Source organism: Arthrobacter ipis, assembly GCF_014694315.1.
GTDB lineage: Bacteria > Actinomycetota > Actinomycetes > Actinomycetales > Micrococcaceae > Arthrobacter > Arthrobacter ipis.
Map to the genome: position 1 here is coordinate 340,155 of NZ_JAAOXD010000007.1, position 17,780 is coordinate 357,934.

Genomic DNA, 17,780 nt, shown 5'->3' on the forward strand with positions numbered 1-17,780 from the left:
CGGGCAGTCCCCCAAGATGTCGAGAGGCCCGTCATGAGCATCATTTCCGTCGATACCGACCTACTGCAGGTGAAATCAGCCAACGTCAAGGCCACCGTTGACCGGATCAGCGCCGACGTCCAGGCGATGAAGCATGGGCTGGATGAACTGCAGGCCACGTGGCGCGGTTCGGCTGCAACCAACTTCCAGGCGCTCGTTGCCGAGTGGACGCTGACCCAGGGCAAGGTCGAGGCCTCCCTCGCCTCCATCAACCTGGCCCTGTCCTCGGCTGCGGACACCTATGCGCAGGCGGAACAGGGCAACGCGCAGCGCTTCAGCTGACGCCGGCGCCGCAGTCACCCACGCCCGGGCTCAGGCTTCGGGGCAGCTCAGGCTTCCGGGTAACTCAGGCTTTGGGGCAGCTCAGGCTTCGGCGGCAGCTCAGGCTTCAGGCGTGCCCTGGTGGAACCGCAGACGCCATTGTCCGCCGTCAAGGACCCACAGGGAGCTCCGCAGGGCTGAGCCGGCGCGGGAGTAGCTGCGGTACGTCAGCAGGACCGTGTCCGTGCCGATCCGGTCGGCGCTGAGCACATCCAGGTCGACAGGACCGGCCGGGCTTTCCTCGAGCGACATCATCATGGCGTCGCGCGTCCAGAGGCGTCCGGCCGTCCCGATTTCCGTGAAGTCAGGGTGCAGGAGCTGACCCGTCCGCCCAATGTCGCTGCGGACATCCGGGCGGAGGAGCTCGCGTTCCAGGGCCTCGACCGTTTCTTCCGGCGCGGCGCCCTCCGGGGCCTCCGCGAACGCATCGCCGCCCAGTTCGTCGGCGCCCAGTTCGCTGAAGAGATCGGGCTCGTCGGATCCGAAGAGCGCCGGGGTTTCGGAATCGGGGCGAACCCTGCTGCCGGCTTCTGCACGGGTGGGAGTGCCGGCTTCTGCACGGGTGGGAGTGCCGGCCTCTGCACGGGTGGGAGTGCCGGCCTCTGCGCGGGCGGAAGTGCCGGCTTCTGCACGGCGGGCCGGTGTTTCGGATTCAAACAGTGAAGGGATACCGCCCTCGCCGCGGCCCTCCTTGACGGCCCGCCGGGCCGCTGCCGGTTCGGCGTCGGGGAATCCCGGACCCGAGCGGGCGGCAACACCCTGCTGGTAGGCGATTGCCACAGCCCTGGCGCGCTCGTCGGCGGCTTCGTTCAGCTCGTGCCCCGCGTGGCCCTTGACCCATTCGAACCTGTACTTCCGCCCGGCGAGCTCCCGGTCGATGTCCTTGAGGATGTCCACGTTCAGCACGGGTTTGCCGTCCGCCTTGCGCCACCCTTTGCGCTTCCATCCCGGCATCCACTTTGTCACGGAATTGATCACGTACTGGCTGTCGCACAGTATGTGCAGGTCCTCGTCAGGAACGTGTGCCGTGGAGCGGAAGAGGTCCAGGACGGCCATCAGCTCTCCCTGGTTGTTGGTGCCGTGCGGCCATCCGCCGGCCCGCCAGCAGTCGTCGTTCACGTACCAGGCCCACCCTGCGGGACCCGGGTTTCCCAATGCCGAACCGTCGGCTGCTGCAGTAATCGTCACCGAACCATCCTGCCAGACTGCACGGACAAAGATGCACGGACAAAAATGCGCAGACAAAAAAGTGCGGCCCCCTCCGTGGAGGGGGCCGCACTCGTGAGCCAGCTGGGAGCAGTGGAGGCTAGAAGCCGCCCATGCCGCCCATCTCGTCGCCGCCGCCCATGGCGGGAGCGTTCTTCTCCGGCTTGTCGGCTACGACGGCCTCGGTGGTGAGGAACAGGCCGGCAATGGAAGCCGCGTTCTGCAGGGCAGAGCGGGTTACCTTGACCGGGTCGTTGATGCCGGCAGCCAGCAGGTCGACGTACTCGCCGGTTGCAGCGTTCAGGCCGTGGCCTGCGGGCAGGCCGCGGACCTTGTCGACAACAACGCCGGGCTCGAGGCCTGCGTTGAAGGCGATCTGCTTCAGCGGGGCGTCGATGGCAACGCGAACGATGTTCGCACCGGTTGCTTCGTCGCCGGTCAGGTTCAGGTTGGCGAATGCCTTGAGACCTGCCTGGATCAGCGCCACGCCACCACCGGCGACGATGCCTTCTTCAACAGCAGCCTTGGCGTTGCGTACTGCGTCCTCGATGCGGTGCTTGCGCTCCTTGAGCTCAACCTCCGTGGCGGCACCGGCCTTGATGACTGCAACGCCACCGGCCAGCTTGGCCAGGCGCTCCTGCAGCTTCTCGCGGTCGTAGTCGGAGTCGGAGTTTTCGATCTCGGCGCGGATCTGGGAAACGCGGCCGGCGATCTGGTCGGCGTCGCCTGCACCTTCGACGATGGTGGTCTCGTCCTTGGTCACGACAACCTTGCGTGCCTTGCCCAGGAGTTCGAGGCCGGCGGTCTCAAGCTTGAGGCCGACTTCCTCGGCGATGACCTGTCCGCCGGTGAGGATGGCGATGTCGGCCAACTGCGCCTTGCGGCGGTCACCGAAGCCCGGAGCCTTGACGGCGACGGACTTGAAGGTGCCGCGGATCTTGTTGACGATCAGGGTGGCCAGGGCCTCGCCCTCGATGTCTTCGGCGATGATCAGCAGCGGCTTGTTGGACTGCATGACCTTCTCGAGGACAGCAACCAGTTCCTTGACGTTGGAGATCTTGGAGTTGACGATCAGGATGTACGGGTCCTCGAGGACCGTTTCCTGGCGCTCGGTGTCCGTGACGAAGTACGCGGAGATGTAGCCCTTGTCGAAGCGCATGCCTTCGGTGAGCTCCAGCTCGAGGCCGAAGGTGTTGGACTCCTCGACCGTGATGACGCCTTCCTTGCCCACCTTGTCCAGGGCTTCGGCGATCAGGGCGCCGATTTCGTCGTCACCGGCGGAGATGGAAGCCGTGGCGGCGATCTCTTCCTTGGTTTCGATTTCCTTGGCGGAGTTCAGCAGCTCGGCGGTGACGGCTTCAACAGCCTTCTCGATGCCGCGCTTGAGGGACAGCGGGTCAGCGCCGGCTGCGACGTTGCGCAGGCCTTCCTTGACCAGTGCCTGGGCCAGAACGGTGGCTGTGGTGGTGCCGTCGCCAGCGACGTCATCCGTCTTCTTGGCAACTTCCTTGACCAGCTCGGCACCGATCTTCTCGTAGGGATCGTCCAGCTCGATCTCCTTGGCGATGGAAACACCATCGTTGGTGATCGTGGGGGCGCCCCACTTCTTTTCGAGGACGACGTTGCGGCCACGCGGGCCGAGGGTGACCCGGACGGCGTCGGCGAGGGTGTTAAGGCCCCGCTCAAGACCGCGGCGTGCCTCTTCATCAAATGCAATGATCTTGGCCATAACGGCAGTAGTCCTTTCGGGACAGTCGTTAAGAAGGAACCTCGCTGCGGTGCCCGCGACGGACGATCTTTTCCGCAGGCCTCTGTACGCCGGCGGTCCGGATCTCACCCCAACCAGGTGTTTCTTTCGCTCCTTGCGCCGCTGCCGGGGCGGTTCCGGCCTGAACCGGTCGACCCTTTAGCAGTCGGCACGCTGGAGTGCTAATCAATAATTAGCACTCCCCCGGGGAGAGTGCAAGCAGATGTGGTTGTTAATCCCGCGAACAGGGAGAGTATTCGCTGCCAGCGAATCAGCCAGCAGACCTGCCGGCGGCCTCGCTTCCCGTGAGCTTGGCTTTGTTGTCGGCTCCGTACGTGAACACCATGTACCGGGCGGCAGTGACGTCTCCGTTCGCGTCGAAGCGGACGGGGCCAGACTCCCCGTCGTAGTCAATGGGCTTCCCATCCCGGATGGCGGCGAGGCAGTCCTTGTATGTCGAGCAGACGGCCGGCTGGCCGGACCGCGAGGCGGACGCCCGGCTGCCCGAAGTGCCGCCGGAGACGGAGATGAGCGTACCGGCGATGGAGGCACCGGCGTCGTCCTCCGCCGCAGCGGCGGCCAGGGCCGCCAGATTCACGGCGTCATAGGTCTCGGCCGCGAACGTCGTGTCCTTGAGGCCCGCATCGATGGCCACGAGTTCAGCCTGGAAGTGCGCCGAGGGGAAGACTCCGGGCACCAGGGCGCGAGCCCCCTCGAGCGACTTCGATCCGAGAGCGGCCCCGTACTGCCTGAAGGCGGCGTCGCCCAGGATGAGTTTGGTGCCCGGCAGCCCGGCGTTGGTGAGCTCGGCGATGGCGTCCTGCGCACCGTCCCGGGCTAGAACGACGACGGCGTCCGGTGCCGCGTCGCGGGCGGCGGCAGCAGACTGCTGTGCCTCGCCCGGCTTGAAGCCGGAGACGGTGACGGGGTTCAGCCCGCTGGCCTGGGCGGAGGCGGACACTGCTGCAGACACCGCCTGGCCGTAGGTGCCGTCCTCGTAGACCACCGCGAGGCTTTTTGCTCCGGCATCCCTGGCTAGTTTCACCATGACGGGAGCCTGTGCGATGTCAGCCGCCGCCGTGCGGAAGTAGTAGCCCCCGCTCTTGTAACTGCTGAGTTCCGGAGCCGTGTTGGCGGGAGAGATGAGCGTGATCCTGGCTTTGGACAGCACGTCGATGGCGGCGGGCGCCCGGCTGGAATCGGTGGGACCAATCACGACGTCCGCTTTGGCATCGGCGAGTTCCCGGGCCTGTGCAGCGGTGTCGCCCCCGGTGGTTGCGGGCAGCAGCTCCACGGGCCGGCCCTTGTGCCCGCCCGCCGCGTTGATCTCCTGGACGGCGAGCTTGGCGGCGGCCAGCTGGGCGGCGTTCAGGAAGGACTGCGGTCCGGTGTTGTCGAGAATCAGCCCGATCCGCAGGGTCCCGTCGCCGCTGGCTTCAACCGGGGCCGTCCGGGCGTTGTCCCCGGACCCGGAGCAGGCGGCAAGTGCCAGCACAGCGGCGGCACACCAGCCGGCGGCGCCCCAGACGGCAGAAACCCTGAGACCTGCGCGTACCACTAGACGGGCCGGACCTTTTCGGCCTGCGGACCTTTTTCGCCTTCGCCCACTTCCAGCTCCACGCGCTGGCCCTCGTCCAGCGCCCGGAACCCGTCGGTCTGGATGGCGGACCAGTGCACGAAAACGTCGTCACCTGAATCGTCAACGGTGATGAAGCCGTAGCCCTTTTCCGCGTTGAACCACTTCACGGTTCCCAATGCCATGATCCCCACACTTTCAGGTTGCTTCCGTAAGGCCCACGTCGATGTGTGCTGTGAATTACGCCTTGAAGCCTGCCATCACTCTATCGAGTCAGGCCCGTGGAGGCGCAGACCAGCGGCCCCGCGCGGAGGCAATAGTTATTCAGGCGTAACCGGGATGGCTACTCGTAGCCGGGGCCCAGCACCACGGCAACGGGCGTGGGGAAGTCGGCACTCTCCACCAGCGTGGGGATGTTCAGCAACGCGCTGAGCGCCTCGGCATTGGCACGGTGGGCAGCGTCCGAGTAGAAGATCACCGACTGCTGCTGCGGGGCGCCCTGCCAGTTGGCCACCTCACCGAGCACCCAGCCATCGGACTTGACCGTGGCACCTACCCGTCCGGCGAGTCCGGAGGTCAGCGTTCCGTTGAAAATGGCGACAGGCTGCGACTTGTCCACCGCTGCTGGGGCAATGGTTTCCGAGGCGGCGGGCTCCAGCGCGGAGGGCGGAGCCGGTTCGGAGGCGGACGCCGAGGCCGACGGGGTGGCGCTGGGCGTCGCACTTGCGGGGGGCGTCGCCGTGGGGCCGGCCGACGCAGCAGACGTGTCGGCCGCCGCGGCGGCGGGGGGCGGCGTGAGGGCGGGCTGGAACCCCAGCTGCGGCAGCAGGAGGAAAGCGACCAGGCCGACGGCGAGCGCCGCGAATCCCACGGAAAGGATGGGCCACAACTTCGGGCGCGACGGCGCGGAGGCAGCGCGGTGTACGCCCTGCCGGGAGGAGACCTCAGGCACCCTGTCGAATTCGTCCCGAGCAAAATTAGTCATGGTGAAGAGGCGTCCTTGTTGGTTTTCGCCGGCAGTCCGGCACTAGCAGTTACGCGTCAGATCCAAGGCGGCGTGCAGTGCGGGCCCGCTGACGTGACGTACGTAGTCTACGCAATCTCTTCACGAGCATGGGGTCGTGGGCCAGCGCGTGCTCTGTATCGATCAGCGCGTTGAGGATCTGATAGTAGTGCGTCGCGGACAGGTCGAAGAGCTCCCGGATGGCCTGTTCCTTGGCGCCGGCGTACTTCCACCACTGCCGTTCCAGGGCGAGAATCTGCTGCTCCCGCTCGCTCAGCGGCGAGTCCCTGAGCTTGAAGTCGTCCAGCAGCGAGCCGCCCCGAAGGCCGTGCTCCAGCGCTGAATCCCGCTCCGGATTCCGCCCTGGATCCCGCCCTGGATCCCGCTCCGCGAGGTGGTCCTGCAACGGCTCGGCCACTGCGCTCTCCTTAGCTGAATCCGGTCAAAGTACCTCCCCTATGTTACGGAGGAATAACAGCATTGTCATTTGCGCCGCGGCGGCACCGGCGGCCCGTTCCACGGACAGGGCGGTGGGCCTCGGACAGCGGTGCAGGAGAATGGACCCCGTGACAGAACCTGAACCGCTCTTCGACCTCGAACCTGCACCGGCGGCCGGCCCGGACTTTGCGGAGCTTGCCAGGCTGCCCTTCGGCGAGCTCATGGCACCCGACTGGGCCGATGCCCTGGCGGGGGTGGAGGCCGAGTTGAGGTCCGTGCTGACTTTCCTCGCGGCCGAGGAGGCGGACGGGCAGCGGGTGCTGCCCTCAGCGTCGAACGTCCTCCGGGCATTCCGGCAGCCGTTGAACGGAGTGCGGGTCCTGATTGTGGGCCAGGATCCCTACCCAACCCCCGGACACGCTGTGGGGCTCGCCTTTTCCGTGGACGCCGGCACCCGGCCCATCCCGCGCAGCCTGGCCAACATCTACAAGGAGCTTGCATCTGACCTGAACCTGCCGCCGCGGGTCCACGGTGACCTCGGAGCCTGGGCGGACCAGGGCGTACTGCTGCTGAACCGGGTGCTGAGCGTGCGTGAGGGTGCCGCCGGGTCACACCGCAACAAGGGCTGGGAAACGATCACGACGGCGGCAGTGACCGCCGTCGTCGGCCGCCGGACAGCGGAGGGAACCGCCGCGCCGCTAGTGGCTGTGCTTTGGGGCAAGGACGCCGAGGGTGTCCGCCCCCTCCTGGGCAGCACCCCCGTGGTGGCCAGCGCCCACCCCAGCCCGCTGTCCGCCTCGCGGGGGTTCTTCGGCTCACGGCCGTTCAGCCGCACCAACGCCCTGCTGACGGAGCAGGGCGGCAGGCCTGTGGATTGGGAACTCCCGGCCGTCCCGCTCCTCCGCGCCGGCCAAGGAGCTTAGGCTAGGCTTACCTGCATGACTTCCCTTCCGGCCACCACCAGCGCCACGAAAAAATCCCGCCCGCAGGTCACGCTGACTGTCCTCCGGCGAGAGCAGCTTTCCGCGCACATGGTGCGGATCGTCGCGGGCGGCGCTGGGTTCGCCGACTACGTCAACAACGACTTCGTGGACCGGTACGTCAAGATAGTCTTTCCGCAGCCCGCGGTGGACTACCCGCAGCCCCTGGACCTCTGGGCCATCCGGGAAACGATGCCCCGGGAACAGTGGCCGCACACCCGGACCTACACGGTCCGCTGGGTGGATACGGCCGCCGGCGAACTGGCCATAGATTTCGTTGTCCACGGCGACGAAGGCCTGGCGGGCCCCTGGGCAGCTGCTGCCGAACCCGGCGACAGCCTCATCTTCACGGGCCCCGGAGGCGGCTACAACCCCGATCCGGCGGCGGACTGGTACCTGCTGGCGGCTGACGAGGCGGCACTGCCGGCCGTGGCCGCCGTCATCGAGTCCCTGCCCGCGCATGCCAGGGGCCTGGCCTTTCTCGAGGTGGACTCCGACGCTGACGTCCAGCCGATCAACGCCCCGGCCGGGCTCGAGCTGGTCTGGCTGCAGCGCGGCGACGTTCCCGCCGGCGAGGGTGACCTGCTGGTGGAGGCGGTGCGCAATGCCGCCTGGCCCGACGGCCGGGTAGATGTTTTTGCGCACGGCGAGCGCGGCTACATGAAGGGCCTGCGGGAGGTACTGTTCCGCGAGCGCGGCCTCGATCGCAGCCAGGTTTCACTGTCCGGCTACTGGGCCAAGGGCCGCGTCGAGGACGTCTTCCAGGCTGAGAAGAAGCTCCCGATCGGTAAGATCTAACGCCGGAAAATCTAACGCCAGCGAGATCTAACGCCGGCAAGATCCAGCAGGGCCTAGCGGCGGCGGGACCGCCGCCGCTCGTTGCTGGCCAGGCTGCGCGTGAGCGGCCGGGCCAGCGTGTCACCAAGCACAATGCCGCCGGCCACGCCGAACACAATCGCCCCGGCGCTGAGCATCCCGCCGGCCCCGAGCAGGATCTCGGATTCCTCGATGGTCAGGACGTACATCGACCGGAAAATGGTGAGGCCGGGCAGGAGAATCAAACCGGCCGGCACGGCGACCACCAGCTGCGGGGCGCCCATCTTCAGCGCCACCACGCGGGCCAGCAGGCCGATCACCACGGCGGCGAGCGCCGGCGAGAACCGCGGGCCAATGCCCAGCGCCTCGCCGCCTATCAGGGCTAGGTGCCCCACCACACCGACGGCTGCCGTTGGAAGCAGCAGCTTCCAGTCCGTCTGTTCCGTGACGCCGATCGCCACGACCGCGATGGCCACCAGGATCACCTGAACCCAGAGCGGGTACGCGGGCGGAAAGGTCTCCGTGACGCTGATCGGCTCCATGCCGATCCTGTCCCCCACCACGAACGCGACGGCGATCCCGGCCACCACCGCGCCGAACGTCAGCAGAGTGGACAGGAACCTCCCGGCCGCCGTGACGGGGAATCCGTTGATGGCGTCCTGGACCGAGGACACGAGCCGCCCGGTGGGAAGCAGCAGCAGGATTCCGCCCACCACCACAATGGCGGGCGCCAGCCGGATCCCCACCGGACTGCCGAACCTCCACAGCAGCAGCGCGATGACCGTCACCACAAAGGAACAGGCCGCCGTGATGAAGAAGTCAGGTGTCCGCCAGCGGCCCAGCTTCCTGGCCACCAGGCTGATGAGCAGGTTGGAGGCGAACGCCACGGCCGAGGCGCCGGGTCCGCCGCCTATGACGGCCACGAACACGGCCGCGAACACCGCGAACGCCACCGTCACCATCCAGCGCGGGAACGGTTTGGGGCGCCGGACGATCTCATCGAGCCGGCGGACGGCCTCGTCCCGGCAGACGCCTCCGGCAACGATATCGGTGACCAGTTGGTGGACCTGGGCAAGCCCCGCATAGTTGTTCGTCCAGGAACGGACCACCCGCAGGAGGGTGATGGGCGTCTGGTCCTTGGCTGCGTAATTGATGCCCACGGACTGGTTGGTGATGTCCACCTCGATGTTTTTCAGCCCCAGCGCAGCCGTCACGGCAATGATGCTTGTTTCGACCTCGAGGGCGCCGGCACCGTACCGGAACATGGACTCGGCAAGATGCAGCGCAAAGTCCATCGTCTTGCGTGCGGACTCATCGATCCCGCCCACCTGGATCATGGGGTTGGCGTAGGGGCTCCCGGCGAGCCTGTCCACGATGCTCAGTGGCGCCGTCGGCGGATTTTCCCCCTGCACCAGGCGTCGCAGCATGCGCTTGGCCGCCGCGTTCTGGTGCAGCTGCGAGGCGGTGAGCGGCTCCGTCTTGGGCAGCCCGTCGGTGGGCGGCCGGTTGCCGCCGCGGGGTTGTTTGGTCATCAGGGCTCCCCCTTCTGTCAGTGCCTTAGAAGTTCAGTGCCTTAGCCAATCACTGGCTCAGCTCAATGGTTCAGTAGAACTGCTGCCCGGTGCGGCGCGTGTACAGCTGCCGGGCGAAGCGTTCGCCGGCAGCAATCCACGCCCTGTACTTCAGCGGGCTGATGACCTGGTCATAGCAGCCCACGAAGTCCGTGACCGTCTTGCTGAAGCTCGTCTTGAAAAGCCCCAGCCCGTGGAAGGGGTTCGACGTGTCCTTGAGCTTGTCGCTGGGCGGGGTTCCGCAGAAGTCGTATTCCGTGCAGCCCAGCTCCTTGAGCTGGTTGATCGCGGTCCACTGCACCAGGTGCGAATCGCCGTACTGGTTGCGCTTCTGCAGGGATCCGCCGTCCTTGTACGTGCCCTTGCGGCCGTAGTTGATCACGAACGCGCCCACCGAGGGAACGCCGTTTTCGTAGACGAACATCAGCCTGCCCTGGCCGCGCTTGATGAAGTTCGTCCAGAACTGGCGGTAGTAGTCGTATTCGCGAACGCGGACCTGCGACTTCGCCTGGACCGTGTCGGTCATCAGGCCATACATGGCCTTGAAGTTTTCCTCGCTGGGCTCGACGTTGTGCACCTCGACGCCCTCGCGGATGGCGCGGCGGACGGCGTTCCGCCCCCGCGAGTGGAGGTTGCGGAGCAGCTGGTTCTCCTCGGGGGAAATGTCCAGCAGGGCCGTGGAGTCGTTGGGCTGCAGGTTGTGCGTCTTGACCAGCCCGGCCCCCTCGATGACCCCGCGGGCGGCGTCGCTGAGGACGATGTCCGGCTCGATCTTGATGGCGAAGACGCCCAGCCGTGCGCGCTTGACGAACTCTGCGTTTGCCGCGGCAATGCCGGGGATGTCCTCGACGCCGGCCACGTCCGGCCCCTTGATGAGGTACCAGAGCTTGCCGAGCAGCGGGAAGCTCTTTTCCAGCACCAGGTTGTAGCTCGTGTAGTCGGCTGTTTCGTAGACGAGGTGCAGGGTCTTCCAGCCGAAGTGCTGCTTGACCTCGGCGAAGGCTTCCGACTGCAGCAGGTTTCCGCCGTTCGGATTCGCGGTGACGTGGGAGTCCCAGTTTGCGACCTCTTCGGAGGTGGCAAAGCGGGCAGTGAATTCTCGCAAGTGTGCCGTGTCCAATCTTCGCTTACGTTTCGTGCAGGTGCCGGAGAAGCAGCCTCAAGTCTATCCGTCCGGCCTCCCGCGCCGCTTGCCGCGGCACGTGATCCGGGACCGGCACCTGATTTCTGGTCAGAGCCGCACCTGCCCAAGGTCCGTGAGGGGCAGGACCGCCCCTCCCGGCGTGCCCTCCGGAACGCCGGCGGTGAACCGGTCGGCGCCGGCCAGGCGTGTCAGCGCGATCCGGGCCAGCCCGGCAATCTGCGGGATGGGGACCTGGAAGGTCCGGTACGGTCCCAGCGGCGGTGGTTCGTCTGCCAGCAGGCGTTCCCTGATGATCCTCGCCAGTTCCTCCGGGCCCAGCAGCGGGGACTGGTCCAGGAGGAAGCCGGCCGCGGCCAGCCGGCCATCCATGGTCCAGGCCGCGATCTTCCAGAATTTCCGCGGTATCTGGATGCCCCGGTACGGCAGGTCGTCGGCGTCGAGGACGGGTCCGGTAAAGACGCTGATCCTGGCGTCGAATTGGCTGGCGTGGTGGAGAACGTGGTCTTCCAGGCCGGCCCAGAGTTCCTTGCCCTGGTTGAAGGCAGCTGCCTGCGGCGCCGCATTGGGGTATGAGAAGGTGTCCTGGTTTGCGGCCAGCGCGGTGCTGTCATCGCCCCAGACCGGGTCCAGGCGGCGGACAAGATGGCCCCTGTCCAGGTCGTTGTGCTGGTACACATCCGGGCCCGTCTGGAGTCCCTGCGGCACCCGGGGGTCGTAGTGCCAGGTTCCCTCGCGCCCCAGCGGCACCAGTGCTTCTCCGTCGATGTTGACGCCTGTCACGGCTGCGAGCCTGCGCGCCGGCAACAGCCGAACCGAGAAGTGCGTGTAGTTCAGGAGGACCGTGGGCGCCTCCGGCCGCGGCAGTCCAACGGCTTCGCGCAGGAAGCCAGGATCGTAGCCTTCGCCCATGGTTCCCATGGTGGCACGCCAGCCTGACAATCAGCTCGGGCGCCCGCAGTTACTTGGCCGCCTTGACTCCGGCCGCGCCCTTGGCAACTGTAGAGCAATGGAAAGCACGGACCGCGTGCCGGCCGCGGGAGCCGGAAGAGACGCCGGCAGCAGGGACACCAGCGGTGACGGCGCGCAGCACAAGCCGCGCCGCACCGCCGTCGAACTTGCCGCCCTCCTGGGTTTCCTGGCGGCCAGTGCCCTGGTGGCCTGGCTGGGTTCGCAGGCAACCATCAGCAACGTCACCGGCTGGTACGCGGCGGCGGACAAGGCGCCGTGGTCCCCGCCCAACTGGGTGTTCGGGCCGGTCTGGACGGTGCTATACGTGGCCATGGCAGTGGCAGCCTGGCTCGTGTGGCGGAGCCGCGGCCCGAAGCGCAGGGCGGCACTCACCGTCTACGGCGTCCAGCTGGCCCTGAATCTGGCGTGGACGCCCGTGTTCTTCGGGCTGTATCCGGCGTGGGGTTCGGCCGCACTCTGGCTGGCGCTGGGCATCATCATTGCGCTGGCGCTGGCTGTCGCCGGCACCGTGCTCCTGTTCGGGCCGATCCGCCGCGCCGCCGGCCTGCTCATGCTGCCGTACCTGTCATGGGTAGTCTTCGCATCGAGCCTGAACCTCTGGGCGGCCGCCAACAATTAGCTCCGGGCCGGTGGCTGATCAAACCCGGTTTCGACAAGCTCAACCACCGGGTTCAACTGGCCAACCACCAGGTCAGCATTCGACGACGTTGACCGCCAGCCCACCCATGGCGGTTTCCTTGTATTTGGAGCTCATGTCCTTGCCCGTTTCCCGCATGGTGACGATGACCTCGTCCAGCGAGACCCGGTGCGAACCGTCGCCCCACAGCGCCATCTTTGCGGCGTTGATGGCCTTGGCGGCGGCAATGGCGTTCCGCTCGATGCAGGGCACCTGGACCAGCCCGCCGATCGGATCGCACGTCAGCCCCAGGTTGTGCTCCATCGCGATTTCGGCCGCGTTCTCCACCTGCGCGGGCGTGCCTCCCATGACCTCGGCAAGGCCAGCGGCCGCCATCGACGACGCCGAGCCCACCTCACCCTGGCAGCCCACCTCCGCGCCGGAGATGGACGCCTGTTCTTTGTACAGCACCCCGACGGCACCGGCGGTCAGCAGGAACTTAACCACGACGTCGTCGCGGTCTTCCTGGGTCGCCTGATCCATCCCGGGAGCAAAGTGCAGCGCGTAGTAGAGGACTGCAGGAATGATACCGGCGGCCCCGTTCGTCGGGGCGGTCACAACGCGCCCGCCCGAGGCATTCTCCTCGTTGACCGCCAGGGCGATCAGGTTCACCCATTCCTGCCAGTATTTGGGGTCCCGGTCCTTGTCCTCCTTCAGGAGGCGTTCGTGCCAGTCGGGAGCACGACGGCGGACCTTCAGTCCGCCGGGCAGCAGCCCCTCGCGCTTCAGGCTGACCTCCACGCAGCCCTCCATCACGGAGTAGATGTGCAGCAGGCCTTCCCGAATGTCCTCCTCGGACCGGGACGCGCGTTCGTTGACCAGCATGACGTCCCCAATGGACAGGCCCTTGGAGTGGCAGCGGCCCAGCAGTTCCGCGGCGGTCCGGAAGGGCAGCGGAAGCTCCTTCTTCGATTCCTCGAGTTCCTGCTGCGCCGCATCCTCCTCGCCCTCGCGGACAATGAATCCGCCGCCGACCGAGAAGAACGTTGCGCTGTGCAGGATCCCACCCTCGGCGTCCGAGACAGTGAAGGTCATGCCGTTGGTGTGCCGCGGCAGGATCGTCAGCGGCCGCAGAACCATGTCCTTCACGCCGTAAGGCAGCGGCACGGCCCCGGCCAACTGCAGGGTTCCGGACTCCGCGATGGACGCCAGCCGTTCCTCGACCTCATCGGGAAGGATCAGCTCCGGGTGGTACCCCTCCAGGCCCAGCAGGATCGCCGTCATGGTGCCGTGCCCGTGCCCCGTTGCCGCGAGCGAACCGTAGAGGTCCACCCGCAGCGACGCCACGCGCTCCAGCTTCCCGGAGGCTTTGAGCTCCCCGGCAAACACGGCAGCGGCACGCATCGGCCCAACGGTGTGCGACGACGAAGGGCCAATGCCGATCGAGAAGAGGTCAAAGACTCCAACGGCCATAATCAATCCTAACTAGACATGTGGTCGGGGTGGCTTGGTGGCTGACGGATGGACCGCAAGAGATGGCCGGGGATGTGGCCCCTTCGGGTGGGGACTCCGGCAGCATGCGTCTAAGGGAGCGACACGTCCGCTCAGCGGGCGTCTTCGCGACCGAGCATGCAGAGGAGTCCGCACCCGACGGGCCTCAGCAAGCGGCTGGGTCAGCTGATCGGGGCTACTGACGGGTAGAGCGGGTGGGCCGCGGCCAGGGCTTCTACGCGGGTGCGCAGGCCGGACAGGTCCGCGTCGGCGTCGGCGGTCAGTGCCTCGGCGATGATGTCCGCAACCTCGGCGAACGCTGCTTCGCCGAAGCCGCGGGTGGCCAGCGCCGGGGTGCCGATGCGCAGCCCGGAGGTGACCATAGGCGGACGCGGATCGAACGGCACGGCGTTGCGGTTCACCGTGATGTCGATCGCGGCGAGGCGGTCTTCGGCCTGCTGTCCGTCGAGCTCGCAGTTCCGCAGGTCCACCAGGACCAGGTGGACGTCGGTGCCGCCGGACACCACGGAGATGCCCTTGGCCGTGACGTCGGGCTGGACCAGGCGCTCGGCCAGGATCCGGGCACCGGCGAGCACGCGCTCCTGGCGTTCCTTGAACTCCTCGGACGCGGCAATTTTGAAGGCCACGGCCTTGCCCGCGATCACGTGCTCCAGCGGACCGCCCTGCTGGCCAGGGAACACCGCGGAGTTGATCTTCTTGGCGACGTCGGCGTCGTTGCTCAGGATGATGCCGCCGCGCGGACCGGCGAGGGTCTTGTGCGTCGTGGACGTGGTGACGTGCGCGTGCGGGACCGGGGACGGGTGCAGGCCCGCGGCCACGAGGCCGGCGAAGTGCGCCATGTCCACCATCAGGTAGGCGCCCACCGAATCGGCGATCCGGCGGAACTCGGCGAAGTCGAGCTGGCGCGCGTAGGCGGACCAGCCGGCCACGATCAGCTGCGGTTTATGCTCCTGGGCCAGGCGCTCCACCTCGGCCATGTCGATCCGGTGGTCCTCTTCGCGGACCTGGTACGGGATCACGTTGTAGAGGCGGCCGGAGAAGTTGATCCGCATGCCGTGGGTCAGGTGCCCGCCGTGGGCCAGGTTCAGGCCCATGATGGTGTCGCCTGGCTTAATCAGGGCGTGCATCACCGAGGCGTTCGCCTGGGCGCCGGAGTGCGGCTGAACGTTCGCGTACTCAGCCCCGAACAGCGCCTTGACCCGGTCGATGGCCAGCTGCTCGATCACGTCAACGTGCTCGCAGCCGCCGTAGTAGCGCTTGCCCGGGTAGCCCTCGGCGTACTTGTTGGTCAGCACCGAACCCTGTGCCTGCATCACGGCCGCGGCGGTGTGGTTCTCCGACGCGATCATCTCCAGGCCCTCGCGCTGGCGGCCGAGCTCGTCGTCGATCTTCGCGGCGATCTCCGCATCCAGGTCCGCGAGGTCCGCGTTCAGGCTCGGGGACACTACCTGCTCGAAAGCCGCCGTTGCGGCCTGTGCGGCGCTCACAGCTCGCCACCGTTCTTGGAAGCGTATTCCTCGGCCGACAGCAGCGGGCCTTCAGAATCGGCGGCCACCTTGAACAGCCAGCCGGCACCGTAAGGATCGCTGTTAATCAGGGCGGGGTCCTCGACGACGACCGGGTTGATTTCCGTGACCTCACCCGTCACCGGGGAGTACAGGTCGGAGACGGACTTCGTGGACTCCACCTCGCCGCAGGTCTCCCCCGCGGTCACGGCCGAGCCCACCTCGGGCAGGTCCACGTAAACTATGTCGCCGAGGGCGTCAGTGGCCACGGCGGAAATGCCGATCGAGACCAGGTTCCCGTCTTCGCGGAGAACCCACTCGTGTTCGTCGGAATACTGCAGTTCAGCGGCAACTTTTGCCATGTTTTTTCCTAACTTTCGAAATGCTGTGGTTCCGTACAGCGGCCGGAAACCGAATTCCTCCGCGTGCTGCTCCTTCGTCGCTTTGACGCACGCTTCCGGAATCCGCTGCCCTGCCGCTTCGTGCCAGTGTTCAGTTGAAAAGAACACTGGCACTCTAAAGATCAAATATGTCCTGACCGATGCTGGCCCTCGGGGGTTCGGCAAGCTCAACCCCCAATGATTGAACTTGCTGTGCCCCTCCGATCGAGCCTGTCGGGTTTCGACAAGTCAACCAGCGGTCAGCGGCCCTCCCCCAGCACCTTTGGCTTTAGAAGGCGCTCACCCGGCGAGGTTGTCCTGCACGCGGAGGATGTCAGCCCCGACGGGCGCAGCCGGGAACGAAGGCGGTGGGGCAGGACAGGCTCAACCAGCGGTTGAGCTACTTGGTGCGCTTGTAGAAAGGCAGTGCGACGACTTTGAACGGCTCCGTTTTCCCCCGCAGGTCGATGTCCAGTGCCGTGCCGGGTTCGGCGTAGGCGACGTCGACGTAGGCCATCGCGACCGGGTAGCCGAGCGTGGGGCTGGGCTGGCCGGAGGTGACTTCGCCGACCACGTTGCCGTCCTTGAGGACCGGGTAGTGCCCGCGGCCGGCGCGGCGGCCCAGGCCCTTGAGGCCCACGAGCTTGCGGCCCGTGGTGGAACCGGCACCGGCTTCCTTCTTGGCTGCCAGCGCGGCCTTGCCCACGAAGTCGCCTTCCTTGGACAGCGCGACGACGGGGCCCAGGCCGGCGGCGAACGCGTCACCGTCGAGCGAGAGCTCGTTGCCGTACAGCGGCATGCCGGCCTCGAGGCGGAGCGAATCGCGGGAGGCGAGGCCGGACGGCGTCAGCTCCCCTTCGTCCGCAATGGCGACGATGGACTGCCACAGGGCGGCGGCGTCGTCGTTCTCTACGAAAATCTCGAAACCGTCCTCACCGGTGTACCCGGTGCGGGCCAGAAGCAGGCTGCGCTCGGCGCCGCCCACCAGGAAGGAAACCTCGACGGCCGCGTAGTACTTCAGCCCGGTGACCAGCTCGTGCTGGGCTGCCGGGACCAGGCGCAGGAGGATCCCCTCGGCCTTGGGACCCTGCACGGCGATTAGCGACGTCTCGGCGGACGCGTCCTGGACGGCGACATCGAAATTGGCTGCCCGCTGCACCAGGGCCTCGGCCACCACCCTGGCGTTGCCGGCGTTCGGGACCACCAGGAACCGGTCGGTGCCAGTCCCCTCGGAGGGGCGGCGGTACACGATGAGGTCATCAATGATGCCGCCGTCCTCGTTGCAGATCAGGGAGTACTTGGCCTTGCCGACGGCCATCGCGGAGATCTTGCCGGCCAGGGCGTAGTCGAGGAACGCGGCGGCGTCCGGGCCGGTGACCCAGACTTCCCCCATGTGGGAGAGGTCGAAGATGCCGGCCGAGTTGCGGACAGCGTGGTGCTCGGCAAGCTCGGAGGTGTACTTGAGCGGCATCTGCCAGCCGCCGAAATCGGTGAACGAGGCGCCCAGCTTCTTGTGCTCCTCGTAAAGGGCAGTGTAGTTCTCAGTCATTGAGCGGAATCCTCAGTTCTCGAAGGCTTCGATCGGTGGGCAGGAGCAGACCAGGTTCCGGTCGCCTGCTGCACCGTCGATGCGGCCTACCGGCGGGAAGTACTTGTCCTGCTTGAGCGTGTGAACGGGGAAGACGGCCTGCTCGCGGGGGTAGGCGCGGTCCCAGTTGGAGCTGATGGCCGCGGCCGCGGTGTGCGGTGCGTTGCGCAGCGGGCTGTTCTCCACGGTGAAGTCACCGTTGGCCACCTGGTCGATCTCGGCGCGGATGGCGATCATGGCCTTGATGAACCGGTCGATCTCGCCCAGGTCCTCGGACTCGGTGGGCTCCACCATCAGGGTTCCGGCGACCGGGAATGACAGGGTGGGGGCGTGGAAGCCGTAGTCGATCAGGCGCTTGGCCACGTCCTC

General features: G+C 66.9%; 17 protein-coding genes and 1 pseudogene. 4 read left to right on the forward strand and 14 right to left on the reverse strand.

Going from position 1 to position 17,780, the window contains the following annotated elements; translation table 11 throughout:
- The first annotated feature begins 33 nt into the window (after window positions 1-33).
- Window positions 34-321 (forward strand): WXG100 family type VII secretion target, encoded by a 288-nt coding sequence (locus G9E11_RS16550; RefSeq protein ID WP_111902971.1) that lies wholly within the window; start codon window positions 34-36, stop codon window positions 319-321.
- 99 nt (window positions 322-420) lie between these two features.
- On the opposite strand, the gene G9E11_RS16555 is transcribed toward G9E11_RS16550, so the two are convergent.
- The 6 genes from G9E11_RS16555 to G9E11_RS16580 all read right to left on the reverse strand — a co-directional run bounded on the left by G9E11_RS16555 (window position 421) and on the right by G9E11_RS16580 (window position 6,229).
- Window positions 421-1,548 (reverse strand): RNase H family protein, encoded by a 1,128-nt coding sequence (locus G9E11_RS16555; RefSeq protein ID WP_190607686.1) that lies wholly within the window; start codon window positions 1,546-1,548, stop codon window positions 421-423.
- Window positions 1,549-1,666: 118 nt separating this feature from the next.
- Window positions 1,667-3,295: a chaperonin GroEL gene (gene groL / locus G9E11_RS16560; protein WP_190607689.1), complete on the reverse strand. Its 1,629-nt coding sequence runs from the start codon at window positions 3,293-3,295 to the stop codon at window positions 1,667-1,669.
- 289 nt (window positions 3,296-3,584) lie between these two features.
- Window positions 3,585-4,871, reverse strand: coding sequence for an ABC transporter substrate-binding protein (locus tag G9E11_RS16565; RefSeq protein WP_190607691.1), 1,287 nt, complete (start codon window positions 4,869-4,871; stop codon window positions 3,585-3,587).
- A complete protein-coding gene (locus tag G9E11_RS16570; RefSeq protein WP_146033096.1) occupies window positions 4,871-5,074 on the reverse strand; it encodes a cold-shock protein in 204 nt (67 codons plus the stop codon). Before G9E11_RS16570 ends, G9E11_RS16565 begins: the two co-directional genes overlap by 1 nt.
- Window positions 5,075-5,232: 158 nt before the next feature.
- Window positions 5,233-5,874 carry a LytR C-terminal domain-containing protein gene (locus tag G9E11_RS16575; RefSeq protein ID WP_190607694.1) on the reverse strand — a complete coding sequence of 214 codons (642 nt, stop codon included), beginning with the start codon at window positions 5,872-5,874 and terminating at the stop codon, window positions 5,233-5,235.
- 49 nt (window positions 5,875-5,923) lie between these two features.
- Window positions 5,924-6,229 carry a DUF3263 domain-containing protein gene (locus G9E11_RS16580; RefSeq protein WP_190608396.1) on the reverse strand — a complete coding sequence of 102 codons (306 nt, stop codon included), beginning with the start codon at window positions 6,227-6,229 and terminating at the stop codon, window positions 5,924-5,926.
- 220 nt (window positions 6,230-6,449) lie between these two features.
- On the opposite strand from G9E11_RS16580, the gene G9E11_RS16585 reads away from it, so the two are divergent.
- Both G9E11_RS16585 and G9E11_RS16590 read left to right on the forward strand, forming a co-directional pair.
- Entirely contained in the window at window positions 6,450-7,253 is an 804-nt protein-coding gene (locus tag G9E11_RS16585; RefSeq protein WP_246468995.1) for a uracil-DNA glycosylase, read from the forward strand.
- A gap of 15 nt (window positions 7,254-7,268) precedes the next feature.
- A complete protein-coding gene (locus G9E11_RS16590; RefSeq protein WP_190607699.1) occupies window positions 7,269-8,108 on the forward strand; it encodes a siderophore-interacting protein in 840 nt (279 codons plus the stop codon).
- 53 nt (window positions 8,109-8,161) lie between these two features.
- Here the strand turns inward: G9E11_RS16590 and G9E11_RS16595 are convergent, their stop codons facing one another.
- The 3 genes from G9E11_RS16595 to G9E11_RS16605 form a co-directional block, all read right to left on the reverse strand.
- Window positions 8,162-9,658: a threonine/serine exporter family protein gene (locus tag G9E11_RS16595; protein WP_190607701.1), complete on the reverse strand. Its 1,497-nt coding sequence runs from the start codon at window positions 9,656-9,658 to the stop codon at window positions 8,162-8,164.
- A gap of 70 nt (window positions 9,659-9,728) precedes the next feature.
- Window positions 9,729-10,802 (reverse strand): lipid II:glycine glycyltransferase FemX, encoded by a 1,074-nt coding sequence (locus G9E11_RS16600; protein WP_190607703.1) that lies wholly within the window; start codon window positions 10,800-10,802, stop codon window positions 9,729-9,731.
- A gap of 126 nt (window positions 10,803-10,928) precedes the next feature.
- The gene (locus G9E11_RS16605) at window positions 10,929-11,759 is read right to left on the reverse strand and encodes a DNA/RNA non-specific endonuclease (RefSeq protein ID WP_414635202.1); all 831 of its coding nucleotides are present in this window, start codon (window positions 11,757-11,759) and stop codon (window positions 10,929-10,931) included.
- Window positions 11,760-11,847: 88 nt separating this feature from the next.
- On the opposite strand from G9E11_RS16605, the gene G9E11_RS16610 reads away from it, so the two are divergent.
- A complete protein-coding gene (locus G9E11_RS16610; protein WP_190607706.1) occupies window positions 11,848-12,429 on the forward strand; it encodes a TspO/MBR family protein in 582 nt (193 codons plus the stop codon).
- A gap of 72 nt (window positions 12,430-12,501) precedes the next feature.
- Here G9E11_RS16610 and G9E11_RS16615 read toward each other — a convergent pair whose 3' ends face one another.
- The 5 genes and pseudogenes from G9E11_RS16615 to G9E11_RS21230 all read right to left on the reverse strand — a co-directional run.
- A complete protein-coding gene (locus tag G9E11_RS16615; RefSeq protein WP_190607708.1) occupies window positions 12,502-13,899 on the reverse strand; it encodes an L-serine ammonia-lyase in 1,398 nt (465 codons plus the stop codon).
- Between the two features lie 200 nt (window positions 13,900-14,099).
- Complete coding sequence (gene glyA, locus G9E11_RS16620) at window positions 14,100-15,425, reverse strand: serine hydroxymethyltransferase (protein WP_311764396.1); 1,326 nt, start codon at window positions 15,423-15,425, stop codon at window positions 14,100-14,102.
- Complete coding sequence (gene gcvH, locus G9E11_RS16625; protein WP_111902982.1) at window positions 15,422-15,805, reverse strand: glycine cleavage system protein GcvH; 384 nt, start codon at window positions 15,803-15,805, stop codon at window positions 15,422-15,424. Before gcvH ends, glyA begins: the two co-directional genes overlap by 4 nt.
- 418 nt (window positions 15,806-16,223) lie before the next feature.
- On the reverse strand, window positions 16,224-17,372 hold the full coding sequence (gene gcvT, locus G9E11_RS16630) for a glycine cleavage system aminomethyltransferase GcvT (RefSeq protein ID WP_190607711.1): 1,149 nt from the start codon (window positions 17,370-17,372) through the stop codon (window positions 16,224-16,226).
- A gap of 12 nt (window positions 17,373-17,384) precedes the next feature.
- Window positions 17,385-17,780 (reverse strand): annotated as a pseudogene (locus tag G9E11_RS21230) (glycine dehydrogenase (aminomethyl-transferring)); the annotation flags it as partial.

Excerpts from the sequence above, each read along its gene's own strand:
- G9E11_RS16550 (WP_111902971.1), top strand. The coding sequence starts at position 34 with ATGAGCATCATTTCCGTCGATACCGACCTACTGCAGGTGAAATCAGCC.
- groL (WP_190607689.1), bottom strand. The coding sequence starts at position 3,295 with ATGGCCAAGATCATTGCATTTGATGAAGAGGCACGCCGCGGTCTTGAG.
- G9E11_RS16570 (WP_146033096.1), bottom strand. The coding sequence starts at position 5,074 with ATGGCATTGGGAACCGTGAAGTGGTTCAACGCGGAAAAGGGCTACGGC.
- G9E11_RS16575 (WP_190607694.1), bottom strand. The coding sequence starts at position 5,874 with ATGACTAATTTTGCTCGGGACGAATTCGACAGGGTGCCTGAGGTCTCC.
- G9E11_RS16585 (WP_246468995.1), top strand. The coding sequence starts at position 6,450 with ATGGACCCCGTGACAGAACCTGAACCGCTCTTCGACCTCGAACCTGCA.
- G9E11_RS16590 (WP_190607699.1), top strand. The coding sequence starts at position 7,269 with ATGACTTCCCTTCCGGCCACCACCAGCGCCACGAAAAAATCCCGCCCG.
- G9E11_RS16595 (WP_190607701.1), bottom strand. The coding sequence starts at position 9,658 with ATGACCAAACAACCCCGCGGCGGCAACCGGCCGCCCACCGACGGGCTG.
- G9E11_RS16605 (WP_414635202.1), bottom strand. The coding sequence starts at position 11,759 with ATGGGAACCATGGGCGAAGGCTACGATCCTGGCTTCCTGCGCGAAGCC.
- G9E11_RS16610 (WP_190607706.1), top strand. The coding sequence starts at position 11,848 with ATGGAAAGCACGGACCGCGTGCCGGCCGCGGGAGCCGGAAGAGACGCC.
- G9E11_RS16615 (WP_190607708.1), bottom strand. The coding sequence starts at position 13,899 with ATGGCCGTTGGAGTCTTTGACCTCTTCTCGATCGGCATTGGCCCTTCG.
- gcvH (WP_111902982.1), bottom strand. The coding sequence starts at position 15,805 with ATGGCAAAAGTTGCCGCTGAACTGCAGTATTCCGACGAACACGAGTGG.
- gcvT (WP_190607711.1), bottom strand. The coding sequence starts at position 17,372 with ATGACTGAGAACTACACTGCCCTTTACGAGGAGCACAAGAAGCTGGGC.